This is a genomic window from Blautia intestinihominis (genome assembly GCF_040096655.1).
GTDB lineage: Bacteria > Bacillota > Clostridia > Lachnospirales > Lachnospiraceae > Blautia_A > Blautia_A intestinihominis.
Genome location: NZ_JBBMEI010000050.1, coordinates 1 through 23,915, shown reverse-complemented (window position 1 = coordinate 23,915; position 23,915 = coordinate 1). Strand labels below are relative to the sequence as shown.

Here is a 23,915-nt window from a genome sequence, read left to right as displayed (position 1 = left end):
TAAATACTGCCCATCTCATCAGATACAGAATCGTACTCGCCCTTTAAGGCATGTGCTTTCTCAGTCAGAAACAGGAGTGTTTTCCTTTTGTCCGTTTTAGACTGAACACGGCTTATCAGCCCTTGATTTTCCATTCTTTCCAGCATCGTAGTAAGAGATGTTATCGCTAATCCGCATTTAGTCGAGAGTGACCTGATTGAGATACCATCCTCCTGCCACAGCACATAAAGAATACGTCCCTGGGCTCCATTAAACGCATCAATATTCTTTTCGCTGAGAATCTTCTCGAAAATCCGGTCTCCAAGCTGTTTTATTTTGGTGACAAGAAATCCTCCATTCATTTCCATACAAAAGCTCCTATATAGTAGTTTATTAAAAACATACTATATAGGAGCTTTATTGTCAAGAGTTTATATGTCTTAATAGGTAAATTCCGTTTTTTCAATTCTCCAAACCTGGAATTTATCTCTCTGGTAATTCCATTTCATCATTCATTTTTACAAATCCATACTTTTCATACAATGGTCGCCCCATATCAGTTGCTTCTAATGAAATAGCTGTAATGCCCTTGCTTTTAGTATCTCTAATCAGCATATCTAATGTTTTATAAGCAATTCCCAGTCTTCTATATTCAGGATTAGTATACATATTCATGATATAAGCCTTGTTTCCACTTGGATTGTGGTAAGTCGGCATTACTTGAAAAAAACTAACACCACCAGCCCCTACAAAACGATTTTCATCAAAAACCAAATATGCAATATGAGATCTGTCACAAAGAGCTTTTTGATAATAATTATAAGATTGTCTTTCAACTTCACTCATATCAGTATCAGCAGAAAGTTTATTAGCTGCTCTTAATACCTCTATTCTTGTTTCTGTCAATATATCTATATCTTCAAGCGTTGCTCTCTTGTATGTTAAATTCATATCGTATTCTCTCCTACAAATTCAAATTTATCTCTTTATCGTAATTATATACATCAACTACCTACATTGTAAAGCCAAAAAGCAAGCCATTTTCAGACTTGCTTTCCACCATATCACTTTCCTTATTGATAAATCATTTCTTTATCCACAATCTCCCTTGCACACGATTGTATATTGTTCATTCTCGCTACCCATTCCATCTGATTTTCTGCCTTTAACTGTTCCGTGATCCCATGTGCCTGTTTCATCTGCTCTACAACCCTTTCAAAGCGTTCCTGTGCCTGTTCTTCTATATCAGCCAAATAATCATTCAGTTTTCCACTTGTAAGTAAATTCAAATATACACTCCTGCGATATTCTTTCAGATAGCGTAAATGTCTTTGTCCCCATACGCCTACAAACCTCTGTTTTTCCTCCGGCAAGGTAAGACAGGGGATAAGATAATCCCCATGTCTGATATAAGTGCCGCCTATTTCTTCAAATATTGTTTTCTTCATAATCGTTTCCACCTTTCTTATCGTTCTCTATCCATAGATTTTTTCTTGACTGACCGTTTCGGCTGCTGTCTGCCTTCCTGCTGATAGCGGTGCAGCTTTTCCAGTACACTCGCTTTTTTCGGCTGTTCTAACGTTTTCTCTTTCTTCTGTTCCGTCTGATTTTTCCATGCCCTTAGTTCTTCGTTGTATTCTATAATCAATTCTTCTGCCTTATTATAAACCTTCTGAAAGGCTTGCACATTGGGATAGCCTTCCCGCTTTACTATCTGTTCCAAACTCTTGTGCAGACGTTTCTCCAAATCCTCTAACAGTTCAATTTTCCCCTCCAAAGATTTTCGCTCTTTGCCTTTAAATAGTCCTCGTAACTGTGACAGTTGCTTTTTCAAAGAAGAAATATCCTGCTGTGTGCGTTTTATCTCCATGGACTGTCTCTGCAATTCATACATGAGCTTCTGCATATCTTTCCATTCCTGCAAATCAATCTTTGGTACAGGTTTAGGCGGTAGTTTAAATTTGAAAATTACTTCCTGCAAAAAGTCCTTCGCACCTCGGATAATCTGACGGAACATATCCGGCAGCCAACCGTGTGTCCTGATAGATTGCAGCGTTTTGTCTGCGATTTTTTCCTGCTTGATCTTCAAAATATCTTCTTCGGGAACGCCCTCGACTAATGCCACATCAACTGTCCGATTCCATTCCTGCCTTGCCGCATTGTCTGCCTTTATCTCCTCTGCTTTCGGATTGTTCTTTCCTATTTTCTTGGTTGCCAGATATACGCCGCCCTGTTGGAATACGGATAGTTTTTCTGATTCCTCTTTTACATATCGGTTGATCGTATCGGTAAACAGTTCCTTGACTTCTTTGGTAAAGGCTTTATTCTTAAACCATTCATCCTTTTTCGTGAAGATATGGCTTTCATAAACTTCCCCTTTGGGGATAATACTGCATCCCGCCCGAAGATTGCCCTGCTCGTCTAAAACCTCTTTCTTTGTGCGTCTATGCTTCCCCTGCTCATCATAAAACATATTTCGGGTAGCAATCTTTACTTCGGGTTGTTCTAACATTTTTCGTTCACTGAATACCAGATGAATATGATAATTCGTCTTTGCCTTGTTGTGATGAAGGGCAGCACTGCACTCCACACCATATCTTTTATGAAAACTCTCCGTAAAAAGCCTTACCACATCATCTGCCCTGTACTGAACAAAACTTTCGGGAAGTGCAATGATAAATTCACGCCCTTCAATACATTTCCCTGCTGAACCACTCGCCTTAAAATCCAACTGATTTTCTCTTGCGAGATTTTTCCAAAACTCCGGTGTTGCCCCTTCTGTCTGATAGGTCGCATAGAGATATTCCTGTCGTTTCGGATTGGAGATATAATCAATCCTTCCTGCCACATTGGACAGCTTGCTTTGTCTGATAAATGAATGTCTGCCTATAAGCATCCTCCTTCCCCAGCTCTCGCCGACTTTATTGTGAGTAGGTGCATAGGCACCTGTGTACGAACCTATCCGCCTGTCGGCGGTTTGCTCCCGGCAGGGCGAAATACACAGAGCATAAAACTTTAGTTTTGTGCGATGGGTGTATTTCGCTCTCAATCGCCGAGGGCTGTTTTTGTATTACATAATCTGATTATTACTCAGACTTGCGATTCCATTTATGGGCGTATCCGCCCTTTTGATCTGCCCGTATCCGGGCTGGTTTAACATCTCCAACACTCCCTTCTGCTAAAAAATAAAATAAATTCAAGAATTACACGTATAAGCGTATAAACGTATTTTCCATACTTTTCAGAAACCTGTAATCCCTTGATTTCCCTGATGATATACGCATATACGCTTCTTTGGAAAATTCTTTTTTATCTGCTTTTCATCCGTATCAACGATAGTTGTCTATGCGTATCTGCGTATGGATTCCTTGAAAGCCTCTGGCATTTTTCCCATTGTCTGAGGGAATATTCGTAGAATAATGAATGTGATACTTCTTTTCATTTTCTTTTAAGTACCCCGAAAAACTTTTTGCACTCATAGGTTTTTCCGTATTGTCTTCACACCAGCGGCAGTATGCCTGATATAAAATTTTAGAAGTTGCCGTTGTATTTTCTTCCAGTCGGATATACCCGGATGACTGCATAAAAGCGATAATGTTATTCCCAGATTCCATAGCTTCGTGTAGATTTTTCTTTGCACGTTCGCTGATGGTAAAACGGTATTTATTTTTCAGTAATCGTTTCAATCCCTCCAGACACCAAAGGAAAATATCGTCTGCTTCTCTTTGCAGTTTCTCAATCAGATAGGGATCATCTACTCTGTCCGGCGGCACATCTTTGACCGTAAGGATAATCTGTCTGCGGTAAAATCCATAGGAACGGTCATGTAAAGCACTCAGACTTCCGTTTCCAAAGCAAAGAAACCTGACATATAAATTCCCCTGTACGCTCTGCTTTGACTTCCTTTCCAAATCCATCTTATCCTCCAAAGTGACTATGGTTTTAATGTAGTTGGTGTCTTTCAATGCTTCCAGTTTCATATCATCATCCACCATCAAAAGTCGGTATTCCAAATCTGCCCTTGCAAAACGGTTATGCTCTACCTTTTGAATATTGCTTACATTCATATTCGTTCCGAGAATTTTTCTCATGACCAGACCAATACGGGATTTTCCCTCCCCGCCTTTTCCTAAGATAATCAATAACTTCTGTGCCTTGTTGGATGGAATTAAACAATATCCCATATATTCCTGCAAGGTAGGAATATCATCTTCCTCCAGCAGTTCTGAAAGGAATTTCATCCACCGTTCCGGCTTTGTTTCTTTCATTTCATAATTTACAGGCAAGCGGTTCAGGCAAAACTCCTTATTTTCTGTAAAATCTCCATTCAAAAAATAAGTTCCATTATTCACATGGATGCGATCCATTTGCACCGGAAGTTCCTCTGAATAGGCTTCCAGTTTTAGAACCTCCAAAAGCTGTTTTACTTTCTTGGAAATTCCTTTCGTAAGAACCGGTTTTACCATTCTATAAATTTCTTTTTCTACTTCACTGTCTGGCAGCATTCCATCATAACTGAAAAAGATACCGTTGATACACTTCAATGGCATTCTTTGCAGGAAATTTTCACAAAATGCTACTTCATCAATCTGCCCATCCTCAAACCATTCCTGAGAGTACGGCTCGGAGTTCATTTCCCTCTGATCCAATGCTTCTTCCAGTCTGTTCCTTGTTGTTTCGTCTATATTCTTCCATTCGTTCTTCAATTCTTTTCACATCCTTCCCACTATCCAATAAAAATTCAATTCTGTCCTGTAACTCTCCAAACACCAGTAAACCCAGATAGTAATTTATCTTTTCTATCTGCTGACAGGCTTCTATAAATTCTGCTTTCCATTCTTCCTCTGGTGTTTTTGGTGCATATCTTATTTTCCATTCTTCCAGCAAATGAAGATAATCCGATAAAATGCGGATACTTTCCCGTTCCCATTCTTCAAATTTCTTTTCGGTCTGGTACAATGTTCTTTTCGGTTTTTCTTTTTTCTTACTGGCATTCCTTTTCTTTGCGTTATCTGTAAAAATAGGTATCTGAAAATCTTCTGCCAGTTTCTTTGCTGCTTCCAATGGTGCAAGGTGAAAGAAATCCGCCACAAATGTGATCACATCCCCTTTCGCACCACAAGCAAAACAGCAAAAGCCTTTGTCTACTTTCATACTGGGATGCCTATCATCATGAAAGGGGCAACAGACCATCCCGTTTTTATTGACTTTCAACCCATACTGCTCGGCTGCCTGCCTTGCAGTTACGTTTTCTTTTACTACTTGAAAAATATTCAATTCGACTCCTTTAAAATTTTCGTTGTATTCTCTCAGAGCCTTTGATATACTGAATTTGCGAGATAGAGTTATCAAAAGCTCTGAGAAGTTGTCCTTGTGTTACGCAAGGGCTTTTTCTTTTCCCTGCTTTTTTGCCTCTCCATTGAAATATCCAGTTTCCTCCCATACTTTACGATCAGAACAGTAATAACTGAATTCATTGGAATCGCCCATCTTCATTGCCACTCCAAATTTCAAAATTCCCTGCTGTATTCCGATACGAACGTAATGAGCATCTTTTCCGATTGCTTTTGCGATTTCCGTAATTGGCACATTTCTTCCCGTAAATGGCGGCAATTCTACATATAATCTTTTATCCATTTTCCACATCCTCCTTTACAATCTGACTAAGTTCTTGATCTAAAGCTGTAGCAATTTTATATGCCACCTGCGGTGTACAGCTCTTTCCTGATATAATGCAGGAAATCGTCTGCCTTGACACTCCACTTAACTCTGCCAATTTCTTAATTGTTAATCCTCTTTCTCCCATCAAAATCTGCATTCTAAATACGTTTATCTTCATTTTATTTCTCCTTTCTTTTTTAATATGCACTTTTAATGCGTATTTTTATTATATGCACTTATTCTGCACATGTCAATACTATTTTATATAAATATGTACTTGTAATTCGCATTTTTCTATGATATGATAAGCGTGAGGTGAATAATGATGAGTAATGAGAAGTTACATAACAATCAAATCGGACTTAGAATCCGTACTGCTCGAAAAGAAAAAGGTATCAACCAAACAGAGCTTGCAAATTTGTTGGGAAAATCGCTTCGTACAATCCAAAAATATGAAAGCGGAGAAATCGAAGTTTCCATCGCTATGCTCAATGAAATCGCAAAAGTTTTAGACTGCGAATCCACATATCTTATAGGGTATGATGCCGAGAGAAAACCTTTAGAAAATCTTTCTGATATTATGAATTTCTTATTTCAGTTAGATAAGATAAAGGAACTTTGCTTCAATATCGAAGTCAAACGCCCGCCACATTATGATGGATGGGAATGTGCTATTACTTTTAATGGCAAAGATGTTTCTACGGAGTTAAATCAGGATCTCTGTCTATTCTTGGAAGAATTTGAGGATAAAAGAAACGAAGTCAAGGACTATCAGACAAGTCTTGAATCTTATCAGAAGTGGCAGGATAAAACACTTGCATATTACGCAAATGCAAAACTGACTGAAAAAGAAACAGAAGAGATCTCAAACGAAGAACGAATACGAAGATTTCAAAAAATCATGAACGAACGGTACGGTAAAAAAGAGTCCTAATTTTTAAGGAGGATTTTTAGAATATGAAATTACCGAACGGCTACGGAAGTGTAGTAAAACTATCTGGAAAAAGAAGAAAACCTTGGATGGTTCGTAAAACCACAGGCTATCGCATTGATCCAGTCAAAGAAAAGAAAGTAAATGAATATATTATTATTGGATATGCCGCCACAAAAACAGAGGGATTGCAAATGTTGGCTGATTATAATCGGAATCCTTATGATACCAAGGCAGCCAAAATGACTTTTGATGAAGTGTATGAGGAATGGTCTAAGAAAAAATTTCCTACGGTATCCGAAAGCAATATCAAAGGATATAAGGCATCTTACAAAACATGTGGCATTCTTTACAACCGAGTTTTTAAAGATTTAAAACTGGCAGACTTACAACAGGTTATTGACACCTGCGGAAAGAATTTTCCCACATTGAAGAAAATCAAAATCCTGTTCAACCAGTTATATGAATTTGCATTGAAGAATGACATCTGCAACAAAGATTATTCTACTTTTGTTGAAATCGCCCAGTACAAAGACCGCAATCCAAACAAGCATACACGTACAAAATTCACGAAAGAAGAAGTTGCAAAAGTCTGGACAATGAAAGAGGACAAATACTATCAGATCATCCTCATGCTGCTCTATAATGGCACACGTATCTCCGAATTTCTTGATTTGAAGAAAGAAAATGTGCATTTGGAAGAACAGTATTTTGATGTAATTGACAGCAAAACAGAAAACGGAATCCGAAAAGTTCCGATTGCTGATAAGCTCCTGCCTTACTATAAAGACTGGTATAATTCTTGTCCTGATTGCGAATATCTTCTTCATACAGAGGATGGCAAAAGATTTCTTTATCGCAATTACTATGACAGCTATTGGACTCCTCTTGTGGAACAGATTGGAATTGACCGTACACCACATTGTACCCGGCATACGTGTATTTCCATGTTATCGGAAGCTGGTGTTCAGGATACAACAATCAAGAAAATTGTGGGGCACTCCGGTGCTATGACTTTGACAGAAAAAGTTTATACTCACTTAGATATGCAGGTTCTTGTAGACGCAATCAACAAAACCTTAGAAAATGAGGACAGCGTAACTGCCGATACAAAATCTGCATAACAAAAAGGACACTCTCCAGTGTCTATCACCGAAAAGTGTCCTATATTTTTTAGATATTTTTGTTGCAAACGTGTTGCAAATGCGTTGCGAACTGAGTAAATTCCACCGCTTTTCACCACATCTGACAACTCCACAAACCCTTGTAAAACAAGGATTTGAACGTAAATCCGAGTTCCGAAGATTATCTCTTGCTGAACTGAAATTAACGTTTAGAGAACTGCGGTGCTCTACGAGCTGCTTTGAGACCGTATTTCTTACGTTCTTTCATACGTGGGTCACGTGTAAGGAATCCAGCAGCTTTGAGAACTGGTCTGTATTCTGCGTCTGCCTCAAGAAGGGCTCTTGCAACACCATGTCTGATGGCACCAGCCTGTCCTGTGTATCCGCCACCTTTAACGTTAACGAGAACGTCAAATTTGCCTTCTGTTTCTGTTGCAGCCAGTGGCTGACGAACGATAACTTTCAGAGTCTCTAATCCGAAGTATTCGTCGATGTCTCTTTTATTGATTGTGATTTTGCCTGTACCAGGTGTAAGGTAAACTCTTGCGATTGATTTCTTTCTTCTTCCTGTTCCGTAGAATTTTGCGCTAGCCAATGTCTCCTACCTCCTATTAAAATGTTAAGGTTTCCGGTTTCTGAGCTTCATGTTTGTGCTCTGGTCCGGCATAAACGAAAAGTTTCTTGTACATGGTTCTTCCCAGAGGTCCTTTTGGAAGCATACCTTTAACTGCCAGCTCGATAACCTTCTCCGGTTTCTTAGCCATCATTTCTTTTAATGTGGTTTCTTTCATTCCACCAACATAGTCGGAGTGATGATAGTAGATCTTCTGGTCCATTTTCTTACCAGTTACTTTAACTTTGTCAGCGTTAACGATGATAACGTAATCACCTGTATCAACGTGTGGTGTGAACTGTGGTTTGTTCTTTCCTCTTAATACGCTAGCAACACCAGATGCCAGACGGCCCAGTGTACAGCCTTCAGCGTCAACTACATACCATTTTCTTTCGATTTTATCTGGATTAGCCATATAAGTCTGCATGGTTTTACCTCCTGTTATTTATCAACGATAGTTTGTTTAATCACGAATTGTCGTGATATCATATATAATTCCTGGTGATCAGTGCAAATAACATATACTGCGGAAATGTCCGAAACCGCTGATAAAAACACCTTCGCCGGGGCTTTGGCTCAGGAGTCATCGCACTACGTCACATTGGGTAATTCTACTATAACCCCTTCCATATGTCAACAGTTTTTTCCCAGTTTTTCGATATTTTTTTCCAATAAAAAAATGTTTCCTCTCATCGTGCTTGTAGTGCCCCTGATTTACGGATATAATAAGAAGAAAAGGAAAACGGAGGAACAGCTTTTGTCCAACATGACCAAACGGGCTCTGGAAGAATCGCTCAAGCGTCTTCTTCTCAAAAAGCCTCTGACAAAGATCACGATCAACGACCTCACCACTGACTGCGGGATCAGCAGAATGACTTTTTATTATCATTTCAAGGATATCTATGACCTGGTGGAATGGGTCTGCCTCGAAGAATCCACACGTGCACTCCAGGGTAAAAAGACATCGGGCGACTGGCAGGAAGGACTTCTGCAGATTTTTGAGGCAGTCTACGAAAACAAAGCTTTCATTATGAATGCCTACAGTTCCCTGCACCGTGAACAGATTGAAAACTTCCTCTTCCGCCTGACCCACGATCTGATCATGGGTGTTGTCGAGGAACAGTCCATCGGGACATCCATCACTCAGGCGCAGAAAAATTTTATCGCTGATTTCTATAAGTACAGTTTTGTCGGCATCATGCTCGACTGGATCTGCCAGGGAATGAAATCCGACTACGCTTCTATCTGCCAGAATATGTGCACCACCCTTCATGGAAATATCTCAAATTCCATCAAAAACTTTACAAAATCGACAAAGTGATAAGATTTTACTCATTTCGCCTCTTTTGTAAATTGAAAAACCTGCAAAATGGCAATACTATAGGAGACAGAAGCAGAGAAATACACATCATCATAAACAAATGAAAGGTGGTTTTTTATATGTCTAAAAAAGGATTAAAACTTGGTATCGCACTTGCAGCAGGAGCCGGAGCAGCCGCAATGCTCGCAAAAAACTCTCAGGAAAATAAAGAGATCAAAGCTACAAAAGCAAAGAAAGCCGAAGCTGCCAGATCTGACTACCGCAATACAGAACGCGGCAAATACGAAAAGAACAGCAAAGGCATCTACTATACAAATGGTAACTACGAAGCATTCGCCCGCCCGGAGAAACCGGAAGGCGTAGATGACAAACACGCTTACATCGTTGGAAGTGGTCTGGCATCTCTCGCTGCTGCCTGCTTCCTTGTTCGTGACGCACAGATGCCTGGTTCCCACATCCATATCCTCGAAGCCATGGACATTGCCGGTGGTGCCTGCGATGGTATCTTTGATCCGACACGCGGCTACATCATGAGAGGCGGTCGTGAAATGGAAAACCACTTCGAATGCCTCTGGGATCTGTTCCGCAGCATTCCTTCCATTGAAACACCTGGTGTTTCTGTTCTGGACGAATATTACTGGCTGAACAAACATGATCCGAACTACTCTCTCTGCCGTGCAACTGTAAACCGTGGCGAAGATGCTCATACAGACGGCAAATTCAACCTCAGCCAGAAGGGCTGCATGGAGATCATGAAACTCTTCATGACAAAGGACGAAGACCTCTACGATAAGACCATCGAGGATGTTTTCGACGATGAAGTATTTAATTCCACCTTCTGGCTGTACTGGAGAACCATGTTCGCATTCGAAAACTGGCACAGTGCCCTGGAGATGAAGCTTTACTTCCAGCGTTTCATCCACCACATTGCAGGACTTCCGGATTTCAGTGCCCTGAAATTCACCAAATACAACCAGTACGAATCCCTGATCCTTCCAATGCAGAAATATCTGGAGGAAGCAGGTGTTGACTTCCAGTTCAACACAGAAGTTACCAACGTGATCTTTGAATTCAAGGATGACAAGAAGATCGCATCTGCGATCGAATGCAAGGTAAATGGCGTAGAAAAAGGCATCGTCCTTACTGAAAACGACCTCGTATTCGTCACAAACGGAAGCTGTACAGAAGGTACGATCTATGGTGATCAGAACCATGCACCGAACGGCGACGCGGAAGTTCGTACAAGCGGCTGCTGGTCCCTCTGGAAAAATATCGCAGCGCAGGATCCATCTTTCGGACATCCAGAAAAATTCTGCTCCGATATCAGCAAGACCAACTGGGAATCTGCAACTGTCACAACTCTGGATGACAAGATCATTCCTTATATCACGGACATCTGCAAACGTGATCCACGTACCGGCAAGGTTGTTACAGGCGGTATCGTAAGCTGCCAGGATTCCAAGTGGCTTTTAAGCTGGACTATCAACCGTCAGGGACAGTTCAAGGATCAGGACAAAGATAAGGTCTGCGTATGGGTTTACGGTCTGTTTACAGACGTACCTGGCGACTATGTCAAGAAACCGATGAAAGACTGTACCGGTAAAGAGATCACCGAAGAATGGCTGTACCATCTTGGTGTTCCGGAAGACCAGATCGAAGACCTCGCAGAAAACAGTGCGGTATGTGTACCGACCATGATGCCATATATCACCGCATTCTTCATGCCGAGAACCAAAGGCGACCGCCCGGACGTTATCCCGGATGGCTGTATAAACTTCGCATTCCTCGGCCAGTTCGCAGATACTCCGCGTGATACCGTATTCACCACAGAATACTCTGTCAGAACCGCTATGGAAGCTGTTTACGGACTCCTCGGCGTTGACCGTGGCGTACCGGAAGTATGGGGAAGTGTTTACGATATCCGTGAACTCTTAAGCAGCAGCGTGAAGCTGATGGACGGCAAATCCCCGCTGGAGATTGACATCCCGGGTGCAAACCTTATCCTGAAACCAGTACTTCATTTCATCAAGGGAACCGTGATCGAGAAAGTATTGAGAGATTATGATGTACTGAAAGATGGTATGTGATTTTTATAATGAAATAAAAAATGTGCAATGTTTCTATAATATGTGCTACTGCATGCAAGAATCAACTGTGATATCTTAATGTTGCACACATATTCAGTGAAAGCCTGGAATGGGTCATACCGACCCGTTCCAGGCTTTTCTACGTCAAAAGAGCACCTGCTGTCCGGGACAGTCAAATGCTCTTTTTGGTGTTACTTTCGTTTATCTTTTATTTTAGAGATTATAGTGGAGAAATTTTCATCTTCCGCTCCGAAATTTTCACGCTCTTTTTTTCGGGATGTGCGGTTTTTGTTTATGTAAGATTTAAAGGCATCTTTTGTTTCAGCCCAGAAGGTCAGTAAAGAAACACCTTTTTCTCTGTCGTGCTTTGAGGGAAACAGCACATACAAAAGAAGTGCGATCAGCACACCTCCTCCTGTATCAAGGATGCGGGCGATTGTGTATGGGAGTACCCGCTCCGTACCAACTGTGTAGATCACGACAAAGTAAATAACACTTCCAGGCTGAATCGCTGAGTCTGCACCCAGTGCAAAATTACACCAGATCACAAGACACAAACCGGAAACAAGCCATATCCAATCAGGGATCCCAAAGGGCTGACTGGTATACAATTCATAAAAAGGAATCACCAGAAGACCGCCAACCAGAGTGCCAATCACCCGGTTGATTCCGTTGTGGAAGCCTTCTTCAAACTGGCTTCCAACCGCGTAAACTGCACCGATCAGTGCAAAACACGGATTTCTTTTGCTTAGGAGGTATTCATAAACTACGGCGGTGATCAATACTGCCAGAGCAGTACGCCACATCCTCGCCCGGATCCGGGGAGATTTGAAATTCCTGAGTGGCGTAAGCTGCCATTTGTCAGGCACCTGTGCTCTGTCCAGCATTTCCTGCGGTCCAAATCCAAATGCCATAACAATATCAGTCCCTTATTACAGTCTCTTATGGCAGGTACGTGCGATAACGTCAAGCTGCTGTTTCTTTGTCAGGGAAATGAACTTAACAGCGTATCCGGAAACACGGATGGTAAAGTTCTGATATTCTTCTTTTTCCGGATGTTCCATTGCGTCGATCAGTTTCTTCATAAGTAATTTATCTTTTTAATTATATATACGACTCTCGCATTTATCACCGAATGCTCTCCGGATACTCCACGCCCTCCGGAAGTGGCTGCCATTCGTTCAGGCCAAGGCTCTGCTTGAACTTTGCCTGCTCCAAGGTGAGTTTCGGAAGGTCGTCCTTGAGGTAATCCATCAGTTCTGAGATTCCTTCTCTCGTTACGTTGTTGACCTCGAAGATCCGCTCGCAGCCCATATTCTCCATCCACTGGCGGACCATTGGAAGGTTCGCATAGGGGGAGTCTACTTTCGTGATAATGCCGATTAGCGGACGAAGGAGAAAGTTCCTGCTTCCGTCGCTGAACAGGTTAAACGGCTCGTTTGCTGCCTGCACAATCGCGATCACGTCTGCCTCGAAGGAAAAACATGCCAGGCCGACGCTGAAATGCTTGGATTCTGCGTATTCTCCCGGGGAATCGATCGTATCTTCATTTGAATTTGTATACTGGGTCTTGTGATAGTGAAGTTCCTCACCCTTCAAAGCCTGGGTCAGGGAAGTCTTACCTGCCTCACTTCGCCCCATCAAAAAAACTTTCTTCATTATTTATCCTGTCCTGTTTCAGCTTTTGTGAATCTCACATACATTAAAGTTCAGCTCATCGCGGAAAAATCTGACGACTTCCTCGATCGCAGTCAGCACCTGTGATAAACCGCCGAGTATGATCAGCGCACCGCTGAACCTGTCCATAAAACCAACCTCAACATCAGCAGCCTTGACTGCAACATCTGTCGCAACTACGATTGCCTCCCATGGTGTGATACGGATGATGCCAATGGACTCTCCTGTATGATCCTCGCCCTCATGTACACCAATATGAAGTGCCAGATTCTGATACACCGATGGATCTGAAGGTGTAAAAACATGGGCAAAATCGATGGATTTACCAGGAACCCGTACACGTGTCATACGGAGTTTCTTTCCCTTCAGATGCTCATAATCATCATTAAACAGCTTCTCGAGAAGTTCTTCTCTCGTTATTCGTTCTTCCATGTCCTACGTCCTATCTCTTGGTGATCTTGCAGACTACGTATCCCAGAGTGTCACGGAAATAATCGACAACCTCTGTCATCGCGGACATAACGTCTGAAATCTCTCCTGTAATGATCATGGTTCCTGTAAAACGGTCTGCAAATCCAAGATAGACATTGCCGCTCTTGACTGCGATATCGGATGCGATGACTGCAGATTCTGACGGAGTCATGTTCATGATCCCGATCGCGGATGAACGGTAGTCCACCTGCGGGTTCAGTCCGAGTTTCTGATATATGATCGGAGCCGGACCGCCCATTACATGTGCAAAGGTAATCTCCTTACCTGCTACAGTCTCCTGCACGATTCTGATCTGATCTCTATGTTCATCTGCCATTAATAGCTCCTCACTTTCACTATGTATATTAGTGCCAAATACTCTCTATCTAATATTACTAATTGTACTATTTTGTATACATAATGTCAAGGCGATTTTCCTTCAAGTCAGCAAAAAACAACTATTTTGCAAAAAGGAATCCACACAAAACAACATTTTGTTTTTTCTATCGGATTTAAAATGCACAAAAAAACAACTGCTCCGGATCTGCTCCAAAACAGTTGCTTTTTTGAATATAAATATAGTTTTCAATCCATGCTCTGGATCTTTTCTGATATCTTAAGAAGGGGCTCTGAGCCTCTTCCAAGGATACGCACAGCCGCATCGCCGCTTGCGATCCTTGTCACACCGCCTTCAATCTCCGGTGTTTCATCGAGGAGTTCTCTCACTTCACTCATCCAGGATTCTGATTTCTCAATGTTAAAAAACACCAGATTCAGAAGATGTGTAAATCCTTCGTACATCCCGGTTCCGCTCATTTCAAAGAGCTTCGGGTCATACCGGGTATTGTCAAGATAAATGAGATTCCCCTCTTCTCTGACTGCCACATGGTTATGGTAAAAACGATAGGCAAACGCCTCGCCGCAGGCAGCTCTTCCACAGGAAAGGATCTCCTGGAACAGAAGCCGGGAAGTTTTTTCTTTCAGCTCGATCTCCAGATGATTCTCAAAGGCAGAATCTTTGAACGGGATGGTTGGAAGCGGTGCATATTTGAGGTACGCATCCGGCTCCACGACGATCCTGGTCTCCCGCCGCGCCATGCCCTCTTTCATTTTGTGGATCTTCTCATATGCCTGTGACAAATATTCCAGGCTGGTTCCCGGATTTACATGGATGTCAAATTTCTGCACATCCCCTTCCATGATGCCAGCCGATGCAGAAAGCACCATCACCTGCATAAAATCTTCCCGAAGATAAAATGGAAGCATCACCTTGAAAGGCGCTGTAAAAAACACATCACTCAGCACGGCTTTTCCATCTCTCAGTTCTGTTTCCAGTCTTACCTCCGATGTCTTTCCAAATTTATTTTCTGTCGTCACGCTTTAACATCCTTCCAGAAGTACATTTTTCTTGATCCAGTCGATCACGGCATCTGTGCCGTCCAGTCCGCGGATATTTGTAAAAAGGAACGGTCTCTCGCCGCGCATTTTCTTTGAGTCTCTTTCCATAACAGAAAGGTCCGCACCGACATACGGAGCCAGGTCGATCTTGTTGATGACGAGAAGATCTGACTTGGTGATTCCAGGTCCGCCTTTTCGCGGGATCTTGTCGCCCTCTGCCACATCAATGACGAAGATCGTCGCATCTACGAGTTCCGGGCTGAAAGTTGCGGAAAGGTTGTCACCGCCGCTCTCGATGAACAGAAGCTGAATATCAGGGAATTTTTCCATCATCTCTTCTACTGCTTCCAGGTTCATGGAAGCGTCTTCACGGATTGCGGTGTGCGGGCAGCCGCCGGTCTCTACGCCTGTGATCCGCTCGCGTGGAAGAACAGAGTTTTTGCTCAGGAATTCTGCATCTTCCTTTGTATAGATATCATTGGTGATAACACCAATGCTGTATTCAGAAGCCATCTGTCTTGTAAGACATTCGATCAGGGCAGTCTTGCCGGAACCAACCGGTCCTGCCACGCCAATTTTTACGTATGACATTGTTCCTCATCCTCTCATTATTTTCTCATAATCATTCAAAATCCTTATCGTGCAAGCACGAACGGCTTTTTGAACTTTTCTCCCTGGTATCAGGACATGTAAATCCTCGAATACAGTCCTTCATGCTGCATACACCGAAGGTCAAATCCCGGGCCGGAAAGTCCGAGCCATTCTTCCCCGAGCTCTTTCACTTCCCTGGTCAGTTTCTGGAGAAGCGGGTAGCACCCACTCAAAAGTTTCTGCCCGGAAGACTGGCTTAACGGAATCGTTTTTACACAGTTTGTGACCATTGCAGAGGTCTGCGCATACAGAAAATGTTCCAGTGCCTCTTCTCTGGTGATCCCTGCCGCCCCGCAGAAAACACCGTATGCCACTGCATGATGCACGCTTTTTCCTTTCCGTGCCTCTCTGTATTCCTCAAAAACACGGTTCTCGCGTGGAATCTCAAGCGCCGACAGAGTTTTGATAAAACGTGAACCCAGTTTCCGGCTTGCTTCTCTTGTTTCGCGCGGGATTTTTCCGGCTTCCATGATCTCTTCCAGACGGGAGATTGCCGTCAGATCTCCACTGACCGCGTACTCCCAGCCAAGTCTCACTGCCAGAAATTCATTATACAAAAAATTATATTCGAGCCGCTTGTGGATAAATTCTTCTGCACTGTCCTCATCATGAACAATTCCCTTCTGGATATAAGTTTCCAGCCCGTAGGAGTGGGAATATCCACCAATCGGAAACAGTGCATCATTTACCTGTAGCAGAAAAAATTTCGCTGTTCCTTCTGTCATAGACGTACCTCCTAGTGGGTATGGGAATGTACGGAAGCAGAAATCCTTCTGTCAAAATCCAGTTTGGATTCTTTTACCTCTGTGGAAACACCATGGAGTTTGTCCAGCATTACCCGCATCGGTTCGTTATATGGTGTGATGAAAGTTCCCTCTTTCGCACCCCAGAACAGTGGTGCATGACGGTTTCCGATTTCGTAGCACACCTTTGCCACCATATGTGGATGATGTTCGTCGACAGTGACTACGATCACCTCGCAGGGAGGGATGTTTACCGCATACACGGTATCACCCTCCACTGCGAGAACATCATCCTGATTCAGCCCTCTGGTCAGCACAGAGTCATCCAGGCGGATGCCGAGTTCTGTGCCTCCCTGACTTGTTTTTCTGTGAAGTTTTTTGAATGCTTCATCCCAGTGGATGTCCACGTAATCCACCTTTTTTCCGGAGAACACTCCGTCTGTCAGTTTTCCCAGAATTTTTTCACAAATCATTGTATGTTCCTCCTCGCGGAATTACCTTTTTACCACTTTCCGATCAGCATCAGCACGCCAGGGATCCAGGCGGTCACGATGCCCTCAAATACCTGCAGGGCCGGCACAAACTTGCCGAGTTTTTTGCCCATGATGTCCTCAACGAAGGATGTTCCCCAGAGGATCGCCCAGAGATACCAGATCGCAGCCCAGCGGATGTCCGGCTGGATACCAAGAGCTGTACTTCCGGTAAAACCTTCCAGTGTTCCAAATACCACTGCGTTGATCGCTACAAATGTGGAAAACCATGCGAACGGAATGCCGCTCAGTTTAAAAATATTGTTGACTGCCACAAATAAATAAGTGAAGCAGAACAGAAGTCCTGTTCCTGCTGCGTAATAATTTCCCTGCACAAGATTTACAAAGTTGATGAACAGAGAAAGTCCTCCGGTAAAAATATTCATCACTGCGAGGGATTTTCCATCTACTTTATAAAAGTTGCAGATACCGTTGTTGATCAGGACAATTCCTACAAATAATAAACAAACACCTAACATTTATGCCCTCCTCAGAAAGTCATCAGAACAGATTGTATAACTGTGTCAGCGGAAGTTTTTTCGCCGGTTTGGATGTGATGCTGACTCCGTCGGCTTTTACTTCGTATGTTTCCGGATCTACCGTGATCTCCGGTGTTTTGTCGTTAAATACCATGTCTTTCTTTCCGATGTTTCGGCAGTTTTCTACAGGCACGACAGTTTTTTCCAGACCGTATTTCTCTTTGATATTTTCTTCCATGGCTGCCTTGGATACGAAGGTCAGGCAGGATGCGTATTTTGCTTTTCCATGTGCTGCAAACATCGGCTGGTAGAATACCGGCTGTGTGGTCGGAATGGAGGCGTTGGCATCACCCATCTTGGATGCGATGATCATACCGCCTTTGATAACCATATCCGGTTTTGCTCCGAAGAATGCCGGGTTCCAGAGAACGAGATCAGCAAATTTTCCTGGCTCCACAGATCCTACATACTTGGAAATACCGTGTGTGATTGCCGGGTTGATGGTATATTTGGAAACATATCGTTTTACACGGAAGTTGTCGTTTCCGTGACCTTCATCTTCTGGAAGCGGTCCTCTCTCGCCTTTCATCTTACTTGCTGTCTGCCAGGTACGGGTGATGACCTCACCGATACGTCCCATTGCCTGGGAATCGGAGCTCATCATGCTGAACACACCCATATCGTGAAGGACATCCTCTGCTGCGATCGTTTCCGGACGGATACGGGAATCTGCAAAAGCGACATCTTCCGGGATCTTTTTGTCCAGATGGTGGCATACCATCAGCATGTCCAGATGCTCATCCAGAGTATTTACAGTGAATGGCATGGTCGGGTTTGTGGAAGAAGGAAGGATGTTCGAGGTTGCTGCTGCTTTGATGATGTCCGGTGCATGTCCGCCGCCGGCACCTTCTGTATGGTATGTATGGATGGTTCTTCCTCCGATGGCATTGATGGTATCTTCTACGCATCCGCCTTCGTTCAGGGTATCTGTATGGATGGCAACCTGTACATCATATTCATCTGCCACATTCAGACAATGGTCGATGACTGCCGGAGTTGCCCCCCAGTCCTCATGGATCTTGAGACCCATCGCACCTGCTTTGACCTGCTCGATCAGAGGTTTCTCATCGGAGCAGTTTCCTTTTCCGAGGAAACCTAAGTTCATCGGATATTCCTCTGCTGCCTTGAGCATCATTTCCATGTTCCATGGTCCTGGTGTACAGGTCGTTGCGTTTGTTCCGTCTGCCGGGCCAGTTCCGCCGCCGATCATGGTTGTCACGCCGGAGTACAGCGCACAGTCGATCTGCTGCGGGCAGATGAAGTGGATATGCGTATCAATACCGCCTGCTGTCACGATCATTCCTTCGCCTGCAAGAGCCTCGGTGGAAGCACCTACGGTCATGCCCGGTGTCACACCGTCCATCACGCTTGGGTTTCCTGCTTTACCGATTCCTTTGATCTTGCCATCCTTGATTCCGATATCGGCTTTGATGATTCCTGTGCTGTCTACGATCAGGGCGTTTGTGATAACAAGATCCAGATCACCGTCTGCGCTTGTTGTCTTAACGGACTGTCCCATACCATCACGGATCGTCTTGCCGCCGCCGAATTTAATTTCATCACCATAAGTGGTGTAGTCTTTTTCTACCTCAATGATCAGATCTGTATCTGCCAGACGTACTTTATCTCCAGTTGTCGGGCCGTACATCATTGCATATTTTTCACCGGAAATTTTTACACTCATGAATCTGTTTCCTCCTTTTTTCTGTCAGAATCTACTTACTCTTTTGGCATGAAGCCTTTGGTGCGGGCGTTATTAAGAGCTGCTTCTTTGTTGACTTCTGAAATCTGCGCGCAGGTCAGGTCGTTCAGACCGAAGACTCTCTTTGTTCCGCCTATCGCGGTAAGCTGGACTTCTTTTTCTTCACCTGGTTCAAAGCGGACAGAAGTTCCGGAAGGGATGTCCAGATGAAAACCATATGCTTTTTCTCTGTCGAATTTAAGGTAACGGTTTACCTCAAAAAAATGGAAATGTGAGCCAACCTGGATCGGACGGTCGCCGGTGTTTGCCACTTTGACTGTGACGGTAGGTTTGCCCTCGTTTAATGTAATCTCTCTGTCCAATGGAATGATTTCGCCAATTTTCATAGTTGTCCTCCTTTACTGAATCGGATTGTGTACTGTTACAAGTTTGGTTCCATCTGGAAATGTTGCCTCTACCTGTACTTCATGTACCATGTCTGCGACACCGTCCATAACGTCGTCTTTTGTCAGCATTTTGGTACCGAGCTGCATCAGTTCGACTACTTCTTTGCCGTCTCTTGCAAGTTCAAGAAGTTCTGAGCTGATATAGGCAACTGCTTCCACATAATTCAGTTTCACGCCTCGTTCCTTCCGCTCTTTTGCCAGATTTCCTGCCATATGGAGCATAAGCTTTTCCTGTTCCTTTGGATTTAAACGCATTACATTTCCTCCTTTATGGGTATTTAGAAAATAAAAAAAGCAAACGAAAAAGTCTCCTAGACTTCTTCGTCTGCTTAGTTCCTCTCGGAATATGCGGTATTATAGCATTGATTTTTGTCGATTGTCAATACTATTTTTTATTGTTGGTCATACCACTTGCAGTTGTGATTATTACATATAGCCGTTGCAGGCTGATCATTTCTGATACATATCAGACTGGTCGCTGTCAAAGTAGTTGATCCTCATGGATGCTTTAACGTCATTCAGGGTCTCGGCTGCTTTGGCTTCCGCTACCCTGCTGCCTTCTCTGAGGATATCCATAACATCCGGGATGCGCTGCTCCCATTCTTTTCTTCTTGCACGGATCGGTGAAAGTTCTGCCTGCATAACGTTGTTCAGGAATTTCTTAACCTTGACATCGCCAAGACCGCCTCTGCGGTAGTGATCCTCGAGCTCTTCGAGGTTCTGGTATTCCGGCAGGAATTCCGGGAAATACTCATCCTTGCAGAATGCTTCCAGGTAGATGAATACCGGATTGCCCTCTACGCGGCCTGGGTCCTGTACACGGAGATGATTCGGGTCTGTGAACATGGACATGATCTTTTTCTTGACATCTGCTTCTTCGTCAGAGAGGTAGATGCAGTTGCCAAGGGACTTGCTCATTTTGGCCTTGCCATCGATACCTGGCAGACGTAAGCATGCCTTGTTGGACGGCAGAACGATCTTAGGATCGGTCAAAGTCTCACCGTATACGGTATTGAATTTGTGCACGATCTCCTTGCACTGCTCGATCATCGGCATCTGGTCCTCGCCAACCGGCACATGTGTTGCACGGAAAGCAGTGATATCTGCTGCCTGGCTGATCGGATAACAGAAAAATCCAACCGGGATGCTTGCTTCGAAGTTACGCATCTGGATCTCGGATTTAACGGTAGGGTTACGCTGCACACGTGCAACAGTAACAAGGTTCATATAATAAAATGTCAGTTCTGTCAGTTCCGGTACCATAGACTGGATAAAGATCGTGGACTTCGCCGGGTCGATACCGCATGCGAGGTAATCCAGTGCAACCTGGATGATGTTCTGACGTACTTTCTCCGGATGCTCGGCGTTGTCTGTCAGTGCCTGTGCATCTGCGATCATGATATAAACTTCATCGTAATCACCGGAATTCTGGAGTTTGACACGCTCCTTCAGTGATCCTACATAATGTCCTACATGAAGTCTTCCGGTAGGACGGTCACCTGTTAAAATAACCTGTTTCATTTATTCTTCTTCTCCTCAGGGCACTTCTTCGAATCCTGCGGTGCCTCTTTTTCTATAGTTTCTGCCTTTTCTTCCGGCTGTCCTGCTTCTTCCTTTTCTAATTCTCTCAGTACTTCCTCGCAGCCTTCCTCCGGCGCTCTCTCGTCAAACGGAACAAAGCTTGCATGATGTCCCACATATTTGTATGCCGGACGGATGATCTTGCTTGCGTTGAGGATCTCTTCAAGACGATGCGCACTCCATCCCGGGATACGTGCGATCGCGAAAATCGGCGTGAACAGCTCTTTCGGGATTCCAAGCATAGTATATACGAAACCGCTGTAAAAGTCTACGTTTGCACAGACATTTTTGAAAAGTCTTCTCTGTTCCATGACCAGTCTTCCGGCAAGGCGTTCTACGAGTTCGTAGAGGGCAAATTCCTTCATCATGCCCTTCTCCATTGCGAGGTCTTTGGCGAAGCGTTTCAAGATGACTTCACGTGGGTCAGAAAGGGTATAAACGGCGTGTCCCATACCGTAGATCAGACCGCTGTGGTCGAAGACTTCTTTGTTGAGGATCTTGCGGAGATAGCTTTCCACTTCTTTCTCATCGGTCCAGTCTTTGACGTTTGCCTTGATATCCTCGAACATGTTCTGGACTTTGAGGTTTGCACCACCATGACGAGGTCCCTTGAGGGAACCGATGGATGCTGCAACGGAAGAATAGGTGTCTGTTCCTGATGAGGTAACTACGTGTGTGGTGAATGTAGAGTTGTTACCACCGCCGTGCTCTGCATGAAGGATCAGTGCGATGTCGAGAACCTTTGCTTCCAGTTCTGTGTATTTGCCGTCCGGACGGAGCATCAGAAGGATGTTTTCTGCGAGGGAAAGGTCCTTCTGTGGGTTGCGGATGAACAAGGTCTCATCTTTACGGAAATGTCTGTAGGAATGATAGGAATATACTGCGATCAGAGGCAGTTTCGCGATCATTTCGATACTCTGACGGAGAACGTTTTCTGCGGAGTTGTCCTCTGGTTTGGAGTCGTAGGTGTACAGAGTGAGGATGCATCTCTGCATTGCGTTCATGATATCGCCGTTGGAAGCTTTCATGACAACGTCACGGACAAAACGACCGGACAGGGTCTCGAAGTTTGCCATAATGTTTTTGAAAACTTCCATGTCCTTGTCGGATGGAAGTCTGCCGAACAGAAGGAGGTAAATGGTTTCCTCAAAACCGAATTTACGTCCTTTGAGGCCGTCTACGATATCGTTTACATTATATCCCTGATAGTACAGTCTGCCGTGTGCAGGGATCTTGCGCCCGTTGATCAGGTCGTAACCTGTAACATCGGAAATCTCGGTAAGTCCTGTCAGGACACCTTTACCTGCGGAGTCACGAAGACCTCTCTTTACATCGTATTCTACATAGAGATTTGGGTTGATCCGATGGCCATTCATCAGTTCTTCCCCAAGAAGCTCCATACTGTCTTTCAGAGTGCCCATCTCGTCAAGATTTAACATTTCATGATCTGCCATTTATTCTCTCTCCTTCATCTGTGTATTTCTTGTACTGGTATGATAATAAAAATTTTCTATTATTCAATGGTCTGTTATAATACATATTCGTGCTTTACCAGACTAAATTGTAATTTATTTTACACGAATGCATGCAAAAATACAATAGATAAATGGAGAAAACTTTCGTGGAGGAAAATTTTACAGTAAAAAATCATCCGTCAGTATGTGGGCCGCTATAAAATACTTCAATCCGCGGAATATATCTGGGTGTGATCATGTTGCAATACTGAAAAATCTCCTGCTGTACAGAATCCAGTATATTTCGTGGAAGACCCTTGGGCGGGAGTATGGGGATTCCATCTTCTGACTGAATCCCTATGACAAGATAGCCACCATTTACGTTAGGGAAGTCATTCGCAAATGCACAGATCGTGTGGATAATATCGTTGGGGTTCCAGCATTCTTTAATCCTTCACCCCCGTATCTTCTCCTCCCACTCCTTCTCGCGGAAACCGGTCAGGACGAAGTCTTCGCCAATTACGAGGGGGCGTTTGACCAGCATGCCGTCGGTAGCGAGGAGTCTGAGCTGTTCGTCTTCGGTCATCTCTGGAAGCTTATCCTTGAGGTTCATCTGCTTGTAGAGCATGCCGCTGGTGTTGAAGAACTTCTTGAGCGGCAGTCCGCTTTTTCCGTACCATTCCTTTAATTCCTCGTAAGTAGGATTCTCATCCACGATCGCGCGTTCCTCAAAAAAGATTTTATGCTCCTCCAGCCATTTGAGGGCTTTCTGACAGGTGCTGCATTTTCGGTATACCAATACTAACATAATGATGTTCCTCCTCTTTATAGAGATATTAAGCCTCTTTTGTTCTATGATACCTTACCGCCACTGTACTGTCAACGAGCAGTTTTTGTAAGGTTTTGTCGAAAAACAGCTGATGTGAAATGGGTTACTGTTCAAGGGTATGCATAGTCCATTGTAAAAAGTGATGAAATTTATTTTTTTGTTTTGTGGATAACCAGTT

30 protein-coding genes and 1 pseudogene are annotated in these 23,915 nt (G+C 43.7%); 4 read left to right on the top strand and 27 right to left on the bottom strand.

Going from position 1 to position 23,915, the window contains the following annotated elements; translation table 11 throughout:
- The 8 genes from WMO75_RS13835 to WMO75_RS13800 all read right to left on the bottom strand — a co-directional run.
- A partial coding sequence (locus WMO75_RS13835) for a MarR family transcriptional regulator (protein ID WP_349078249.1) occupies positions 1 to 347 on the bottom strand: 347 nt, incomplete at its 3' end.
- Between the two features lie 115 nt (positions 348 to 462).
- A complete protein-coding gene (locus WMO75_RS13830) occupies positions 463 to 930 on the bottom strand; it encodes a GNAT family N-acetyltransferase (protein ID WP_055169977.1) in 468 nt (155 codons plus the stop codon).
- A 122-nt stretch (positions 931 to 1,052) separates the two neighbouring features.
- Positions 1,053 to 1,427, bottom strand: coding sequence for a TnpV protein (locus WMO75_RS13825; protein ID WP_117570251.1), 375 nt, complete (start codon positions 1,425 to 1,427; stop codon positions 1,053 to 1,055).
- A gap of 17 nt (positions 1,428 to 1,444) precedes the next feature.
- Positions 1,445 to 2,875, bottom strand: a complete 1,431-nt coding sequence (locus tag WMO75_RS13820) for a MobA/MobL family protein (protein ID WP_117570250.1) — start codon at positions 2,873 to 2,875, stop codon at positions 1,445 to 1,447.
- Between the two features lie 433 nt (positions 2,876 to 3,308).
- Positions 3,309 to 4,613, bottom strand: a complete 1,305-nt coding sequence (locus WMO75_RS13815) for a DNA primase family protein (RefSeq protein WP_117570249.1) — start codon at positions 4,611 to 4,613, stop codon at positions 3,309 to 3,311.
- A complete protein-coding gene (locus WMO75_RS13810) occupies positions 4,579 to 5,256 on the bottom strand; it encodes a CHC2 zinc finger domain-containing protein (protein WP_244783579.1) in 678 nt (225 codons plus the stop codon). Before WMO75_RS13810 ends, WMO75_RS13815 begins: the two co-directional genes overlap by 35 nt.
- 99 nt (positions 5,257 to 5,355) lie before the next feature.
- Entirely contained in the window at positions 5,356 to 5,616 is a 261-nt protein-coding gene (locus WMO75_RS13805; RefSeq protein ID WP_040351214.1) for a hypothetical protein, read from the bottom strand.
- The gene (locus WMO75_RS13800) at positions 5,609 to 5,818 is read right to left on the bottom strand and encodes a helix-turn-helix domain-containing protein (RefSeq protein WP_117570247.1); all 210 of its coding nucleotides are present in this window, start codon (positions 5,816 to 5,818) and stop codon (positions 5,609 to 5,611) included. The genes WMO75_RS13805 and WMO75_RS13800 overlap by 8 nt, the downstream gene beginning before the upstream one ends.
- A gap of 144 nt (positions 5,819 to 5,962) precedes the next feature.
- Between WMO75_RS13800 and WMO75_RS13795 the strand changes: the two genes are divergently transcribed.
- Both WMO75_RS13795 and WMO75_RS13790 read left to right on the top strand, forming a co-directional pair.
- Positions 5,963 to 6,574 carry a helix-turn-helix domain-containing protein gene (locus tag WMO75_RS13795; protein ID WP_244783578.1) on the top strand — a complete coding sequence of 204 codons (612 nt, stop codon included), beginning with the start codon at positions 5,963 to 5,965 and terminating at the stop codon, positions 6,572 to 6,574.
- A 23-nt stretch (positions 6,575 to 6,597) separates the two neighbouring features.
- On the top strand, positions 6,598 to 7,695 hold the full coding sequence (locus WMO75_RS13790; RefSeq protein WP_064786825.1) for a tyrosine-type recombinase/integrase: 1,098 nt from the start codon (positions 6,598 to 6,600) through the stop codon (positions 7,693 to 7,695).
- A 202-nt stretch (positions 7,696 to 7,897) separates the two neighbouring features.
- Here the strand turns inward: WMO75_RS13790 and rpsI are convergent, their stop codons facing one another.
- Complete coding sequence (rpsI, locus tag WMO75_RS13785) at positions 7,898 to 8,290, bottom strand: 30S ribosomal protein S9 (protein ID WP_005427589.1); 393 nt, start codon at positions 8,288 to 8,290, stop codon at positions 7,898 to 7,900.
- 16 nt (positions 8,291 to 8,306) lie between these two features.
- On the bottom strand, positions 8,307 to 8,735 hold the full coding sequence (gene rplM / locus WMO75_RS13780) for a 50S ribosomal protein L13 (RefSeq protein WP_005427591.1): 429 nt from the start codon (positions 8,733 to 8,735) through the stop codon (positions 8,307 to 8,309).
- Between the two features lie 330 nt (positions 8,736 to 9,065).
- Here rplM and WMO75_RS13775 point away from each other — a divergent pair, with 330 nt between their 5' ends.
- Both WMO75_RS13775 and WMO75_RS13770 read left to right on the top strand, forming a co-directional pair.
- Positions 9,066 to 9,629: a TetR/AcrR family transcriptional regulator gene (locus WMO75_RS13775; RefSeq protein ID WP_022214455.1), complete on the top strand. Its 564-nt coding sequence runs from the start codon at positions 9,066 to 9,068 to the stop codon at positions 9,627 to 9,629.
- A 119-nt stretch (positions 9,630 to 9,748) separates the two neighbouring features.
- Positions 9,749 to 11,716, top strand: coding sequence for an oleate hydratase (locus WMO75_RS13770; protein WP_291579800.1), 1,968 nt, complete (start codon positions 9,749 to 9,751; stop codon positions 11,714 to 11,716).
- A 191-nt stretch (positions 11,717 to 11,907) separates the two neighbouring features.
- Here the strand turns inward: WMO75_RS13770 and WMO75_RS13765 are convergent, their stop codons facing one another.
- The 17 genes and pseudogenes from WMO75_RS13765 to WMO75_RS13690 form a co-directional block, all read right to left on the bottom strand.
- Positions 11,908 to 12,630 (bottom strand): FUSC family protein, encoded by a 723-nt coding sequence (locus WMO75_RS13765; protein WP_349078246.1) that lies wholly within the window; start codon positions 12,628 to 12,630, stop codon positions 11,908 to 11,910.
- Positions 12,631 to 12,648: 18 nt separating this feature from the next.
- Positions 12,649 to 12,798: pseudogene (locus WMO75_RS13760) on the bottom strand (glycine radical domain-containing protein); the annotation flags it as partial.
- 46 nt (positions 12,799 to 12,844) lie between these two features.
- Positions 12,845 to 13,375, bottom strand: a complete 531-nt coding sequence (locus WMO75_RS13755) for a EutP/PduV family microcompartment system protein (protein WP_022214459.1) — start codon at positions 13,373 to 13,375, stop codon at positions 12,845 to 12,847.
- A gap of 18 nt (positions 13,376 to 13,393) precedes the next feature.
- Entirely contained in the window at positions 13,394 to 13,825 is a 432-nt protein-coding gene (locus tag WMO75_RS13750) for a BMC domain-containing protein (RefSeq protein ID WP_022214460.1), read from the bottom strand.
- A 10-nt stretch (positions 13,826 to 13,835) separates the two neighbouring features.
- Positions 13,836 to 14,201 carry a BMC domain-containing protein gene (locus WMO75_RS13745; RefSeq protein WP_022214461.1) on the bottom strand — a complete coding sequence of 122 codons (366 nt, stop codon included), beginning with the start codon at positions 14,199 to 14,201 and terminating at the stop codon, positions 13,836 to 13,838.
- Between the two features lie 248 nt (positions 14,202 to 14,449).
- Complete coding sequence (locus WMO75_RS13740; protein ID WP_022214462.1) at positions 14,450 to 15,241, bottom strand: urease accessory protein UreD; 792 nt, start codon at positions 15,239 to 15,241, stop codon at positions 14,450 to 14,452.
- Between the two features lie 3 nt (positions 15,242 to 15,244).
- Complete coding sequence (gene ureG, locus WMO75_RS13735; RefSeq protein WP_022214463.1) at positions 15,245 to 15,853, bottom strand: urease accessory protein UreG; 609 nt, start codon at positions 15,851 to 15,853, stop codon at positions 15,245 to 15,247.
- A gap of 89 nt (positions 15,854 to 15,942) precedes the next feature.
- On the bottom strand, positions 15,943 to 16,638 hold the full coding sequence (locus WMO75_RS13730; RefSeq protein WP_118253178.1) for an urease accessory protein UreF: 696 nt from the start codon (positions 16,636 to 16,638) through the stop codon (positions 15,943 to 15,945).
- A gap of 11 nt (positions 16,639 to 16,649) precedes the next feature.
- Positions 16,650 to 17,129, bottom strand: a complete 480-nt coding sequence (locus WMO75_RS13725) for an urease accessory protein UreE (RefSeq protein WP_118698004.1) — start codon at positions 17,127 to 17,129, stop codon at positions 16,650 to 16,652.
- Positions 17,130 to 17,158: 29 nt separating this feature from the next.
- Entirely contained in the window at positions 17,159 to 17,665 is a 507-nt protein-coding gene (locus WMO75_RS13720; protein WP_022214466.1) for an AmiS/UreI family transporter, read from the bottom strand.
- Between the two features lie 22 nt (positions 17,666 to 17,687).
- Positions 17,688 to 19,409 (bottom strand): urease subunit beta, encoded by a 1,722-nt coding sequence (gene ureB, locus WMO75_RS13715; protein ID WP_349078240.1) that lies wholly within the window; start codon positions 19,407 to 19,409, stop codon positions 17,688 to 17,690.
- Positions 19,410 to 19,444: 35 nt separating this feature from the next.
- Positions 19,445 to 19,813 carry an urease subunit beta gene (gene ureB, locus WMO75_RS13710; RefSeq protein WP_022214468.1) on the bottom strand — a complete coding sequence of 123 codons (369 nt, stop codon included), beginning with the start codon at positions 19,811 to 19,813 and terminating at the stop codon, positions 19,445 to 19,447.
- A gap of 12 nt (positions 19,814 to 19,825) precedes the next feature.
- On the bottom strand, positions 19,826 to 20,128 hold the full coding sequence (gene ureA / locus WMO75_RS13705; protein WP_022214469.1) for an urease subunit gamma: 303 nt from the start codon (positions 20,126 to 20,128) through the stop codon (positions 19,826 to 19,828).
- A 195-nt stretch (positions 20,129 to 20,323) separates the two neighbouring features.
- Complete coding sequence (gene trpS, locus WMO75_RS13700; protein ID WP_022214470.1) at positions 20,324 to 21,394, bottom strand: tryptophan--tRNA ligase; 1,071 nt, start codon at positions 21,392 to 21,394, stop codon at positions 20,324 to 20,326.
- Positions 21,391 to 22,908 (bottom strand): citrate/2-methylcitrate synthase, encoded by a 1,518-nt coding sequence (locus WMO75_RS13695; RefSeq protein ID WP_022214471.1) that lies wholly within the window; start codon positions 22,906 to 22,908, stop codon positions 21,391 to 21,393. Before WMO75_RS13695 ends, trpS begins: the two co-directional genes overlap by 4 nt.
- 193 nt (positions 22,909 to 23,101) lie before the next feature.
- A complete protein-coding gene (locus WMO75_RS19985) occupies positions 23,102 to 23,359 on the bottom strand; it encodes an AlbA family DNA-binding domain-containing protein (RefSeq protein WP_353963812.1) in 258 nt (85 codons plus the stop codon).
- A 3-nt stretch (positions 23,360 to 23,362) separates the two neighbouring features.
- Positions 23,363 to 23,716, bottom strand: coding sequence for an arsenate reductase family protein (locus tag WMO75_RS13690; protein ID WP_022214472.1), 354 nt, complete (start codon positions 23,714 to 23,716; stop codon positions 23,363 to 23,365).
- Positions 23,717 to 23,915: the final 199 nt, after the last annotated feature.

Excerpts from the sequence above, each read along its gene's own strand:
- WMO75_RS13800 (WP_117570247.1), bottom strand. The coding sequence starts at position 5,818 with ATGAAGATAAACGTATTTAGAATGCAGATTTTGATGGGAGAAAGAGGA.
- WMO75_RS13815 (WP_117570249.1), bottom strand. The coding sequence starts at position 4,613 with ATGAACTCCGAGCCGTACTCTCAGGAATGGTTTGAGGATGGGCAGATT.
- WMO75_RS13730 (WP_118253178.1), bottom strand. The coding sequence starts at position 16,638 with ATGACAGAAGGAACAGCGAAATTTTTTCTGCTACAGGTAAATGATGCA.
- WMO75_RS13825 (WP_117570251.1), bottom strand. The coding sequence starts at position 1,427 with ATGAAGAAAACAATATTTGAAGAAATAGGCGGCACTTATATCAGACAT.
- rplM (WP_005427591.1), bottom strand. The coding sequence starts at position 8,735 with ATGCAGACTTATATGGCTAATCCAGATAAAATCGAAAGAAAATGGTAT.
- ureG (WP_022214463.1), bottom strand. The coding sequence starts at position 15,853 with ATGTCATACGTAAAAATTGGCGTGGCAGGACCGGTTGGTTCCGGCAAG.
- WMO75_RS13755 (WP_022214459.1), bottom strand. The coding sequence starts at position 13,375 with ATGAAGAAAGTTTTTTTGATGGGGCGAAGTGAGGCAGGTAAGACTTCC.
- ureA (WP_022214469.1), bottom strand. The coding sequence starts at position 20,128 with ATGCGTTTAAATCCAAAGGAACAGGAAAAGCTTATGCTCCATATGGCA.
- WMO75_RS13690 (WP_022214472.1), bottom strand. The coding sequence starts at position 23,716 with ATGTTAGTATTGGTATACCGAAAATGCAGCACCTGTCAGAAAGCCCTC.
- WMO75_RS13790 (WP_064786825.1), top strand. The coding sequence starts at position 6,598 with ATGAAATTACCGAACGGCTACGGAAGTGTAGTAAAACTATCTGGAAAA.
- trpS (WP_022214470.1), bottom strand. The coding sequence starts at position 21,394 with ATGAAACAGGTTATTTTAACAGGTGACCGTCCTACCGGAAGACTTCAT.
- WMO75_RS13820 (WP_117570250.1), bottom strand. The coding sequence starts at position 2,875 with ATGCTTATAGGCAGACATTCATTTATCAGACAAAGCAAGCTGTCCAAT.
- WMO75_RS13720 (WP_022214466.1), bottom strand. The coding sequence starts at position 17,665 with ATGTTAGGTGTTTGTTTATTATTTGTAGGAATTGTCCTGATCAACAAC.
- WMO75_RS13830 (WP_055169977.1), bottom strand. The coding sequence starts at position 930 with ATGAATTTAACATACAAGAGAGCAACGCTTGAAGATATAGATATATTG.
- WMO75_RS13795 (WP_244783578.1), top strand. The coding sequence starts at position 5,963 with ATGATGAGTAATGAGAAGTTACATAACAATCAAATCGGACTTAGAATC.
- WMO75_RS13750 (WP_022214460.1), bottom strand. The coding sequence starts at position 13,825 with ATGGAAGAACGAATAACGAGAGAAGAACTTCTCGAGAAGCTGTTTAAT.
- WMO75_RS13695 (WP_022214471.1), bottom strand. The coding sequence starts at position 22,908 with ATGGCAGATCATGAAATGTTAAATCTTGACGAGATGGGCACTCTGAAA.
- WMO75_RS13745 (WP_022214461.1), bottom strand. The coding sequence starts at position 14,201 with ATGGCAGATGAACATAGAGATCAGATCAGAATCGTGCAGGAGACTGTA.
- ureB (WP_349078240.1), bottom strand. The coding sequence starts at position 19,409 with ATGAGTGTAAAAATTTCCGGTGAAAAATATGCAATGATGTACGGCCCG.
- WMO75_RS13770 (WP_291579800.1), top strand. The coding sequence starts at position 9,749 with ATGTCTAAAAAAGGATTAAAACTTGGTATCGCACTTGCAGCAGGAGCC.
- WMO75_RS13765 (WP_349078246.1), bottom strand. The coding sequence starts at position 12,630 with ATGGCATTTGGATTTGGACCGCAGGAAATGCTGGACAGAGCACAGGTG.
- WMO75_RS13805 (WP_040351214.1), bottom strand. The coding sequence starts at position 5,616 with ATGGATAAAAGATTATATGTAGAATTGCCGCCATTTACGGGAAGAAAT.
- ureB (WP_022214468.1), bottom strand. The coding sequence starts at position 19,813 with ATGAAAATTGGCGAAATCATTCCATTGGACAGAGAGATTACATTAAAC.
- WMO75_RS13725 (WP_118698004.1), bottom strand. The coding sequence starts at position 17,129 with ATGATTTGTGAAAAAATTCTGGGAAAACTGACAGACGGAGTGTTCTCC.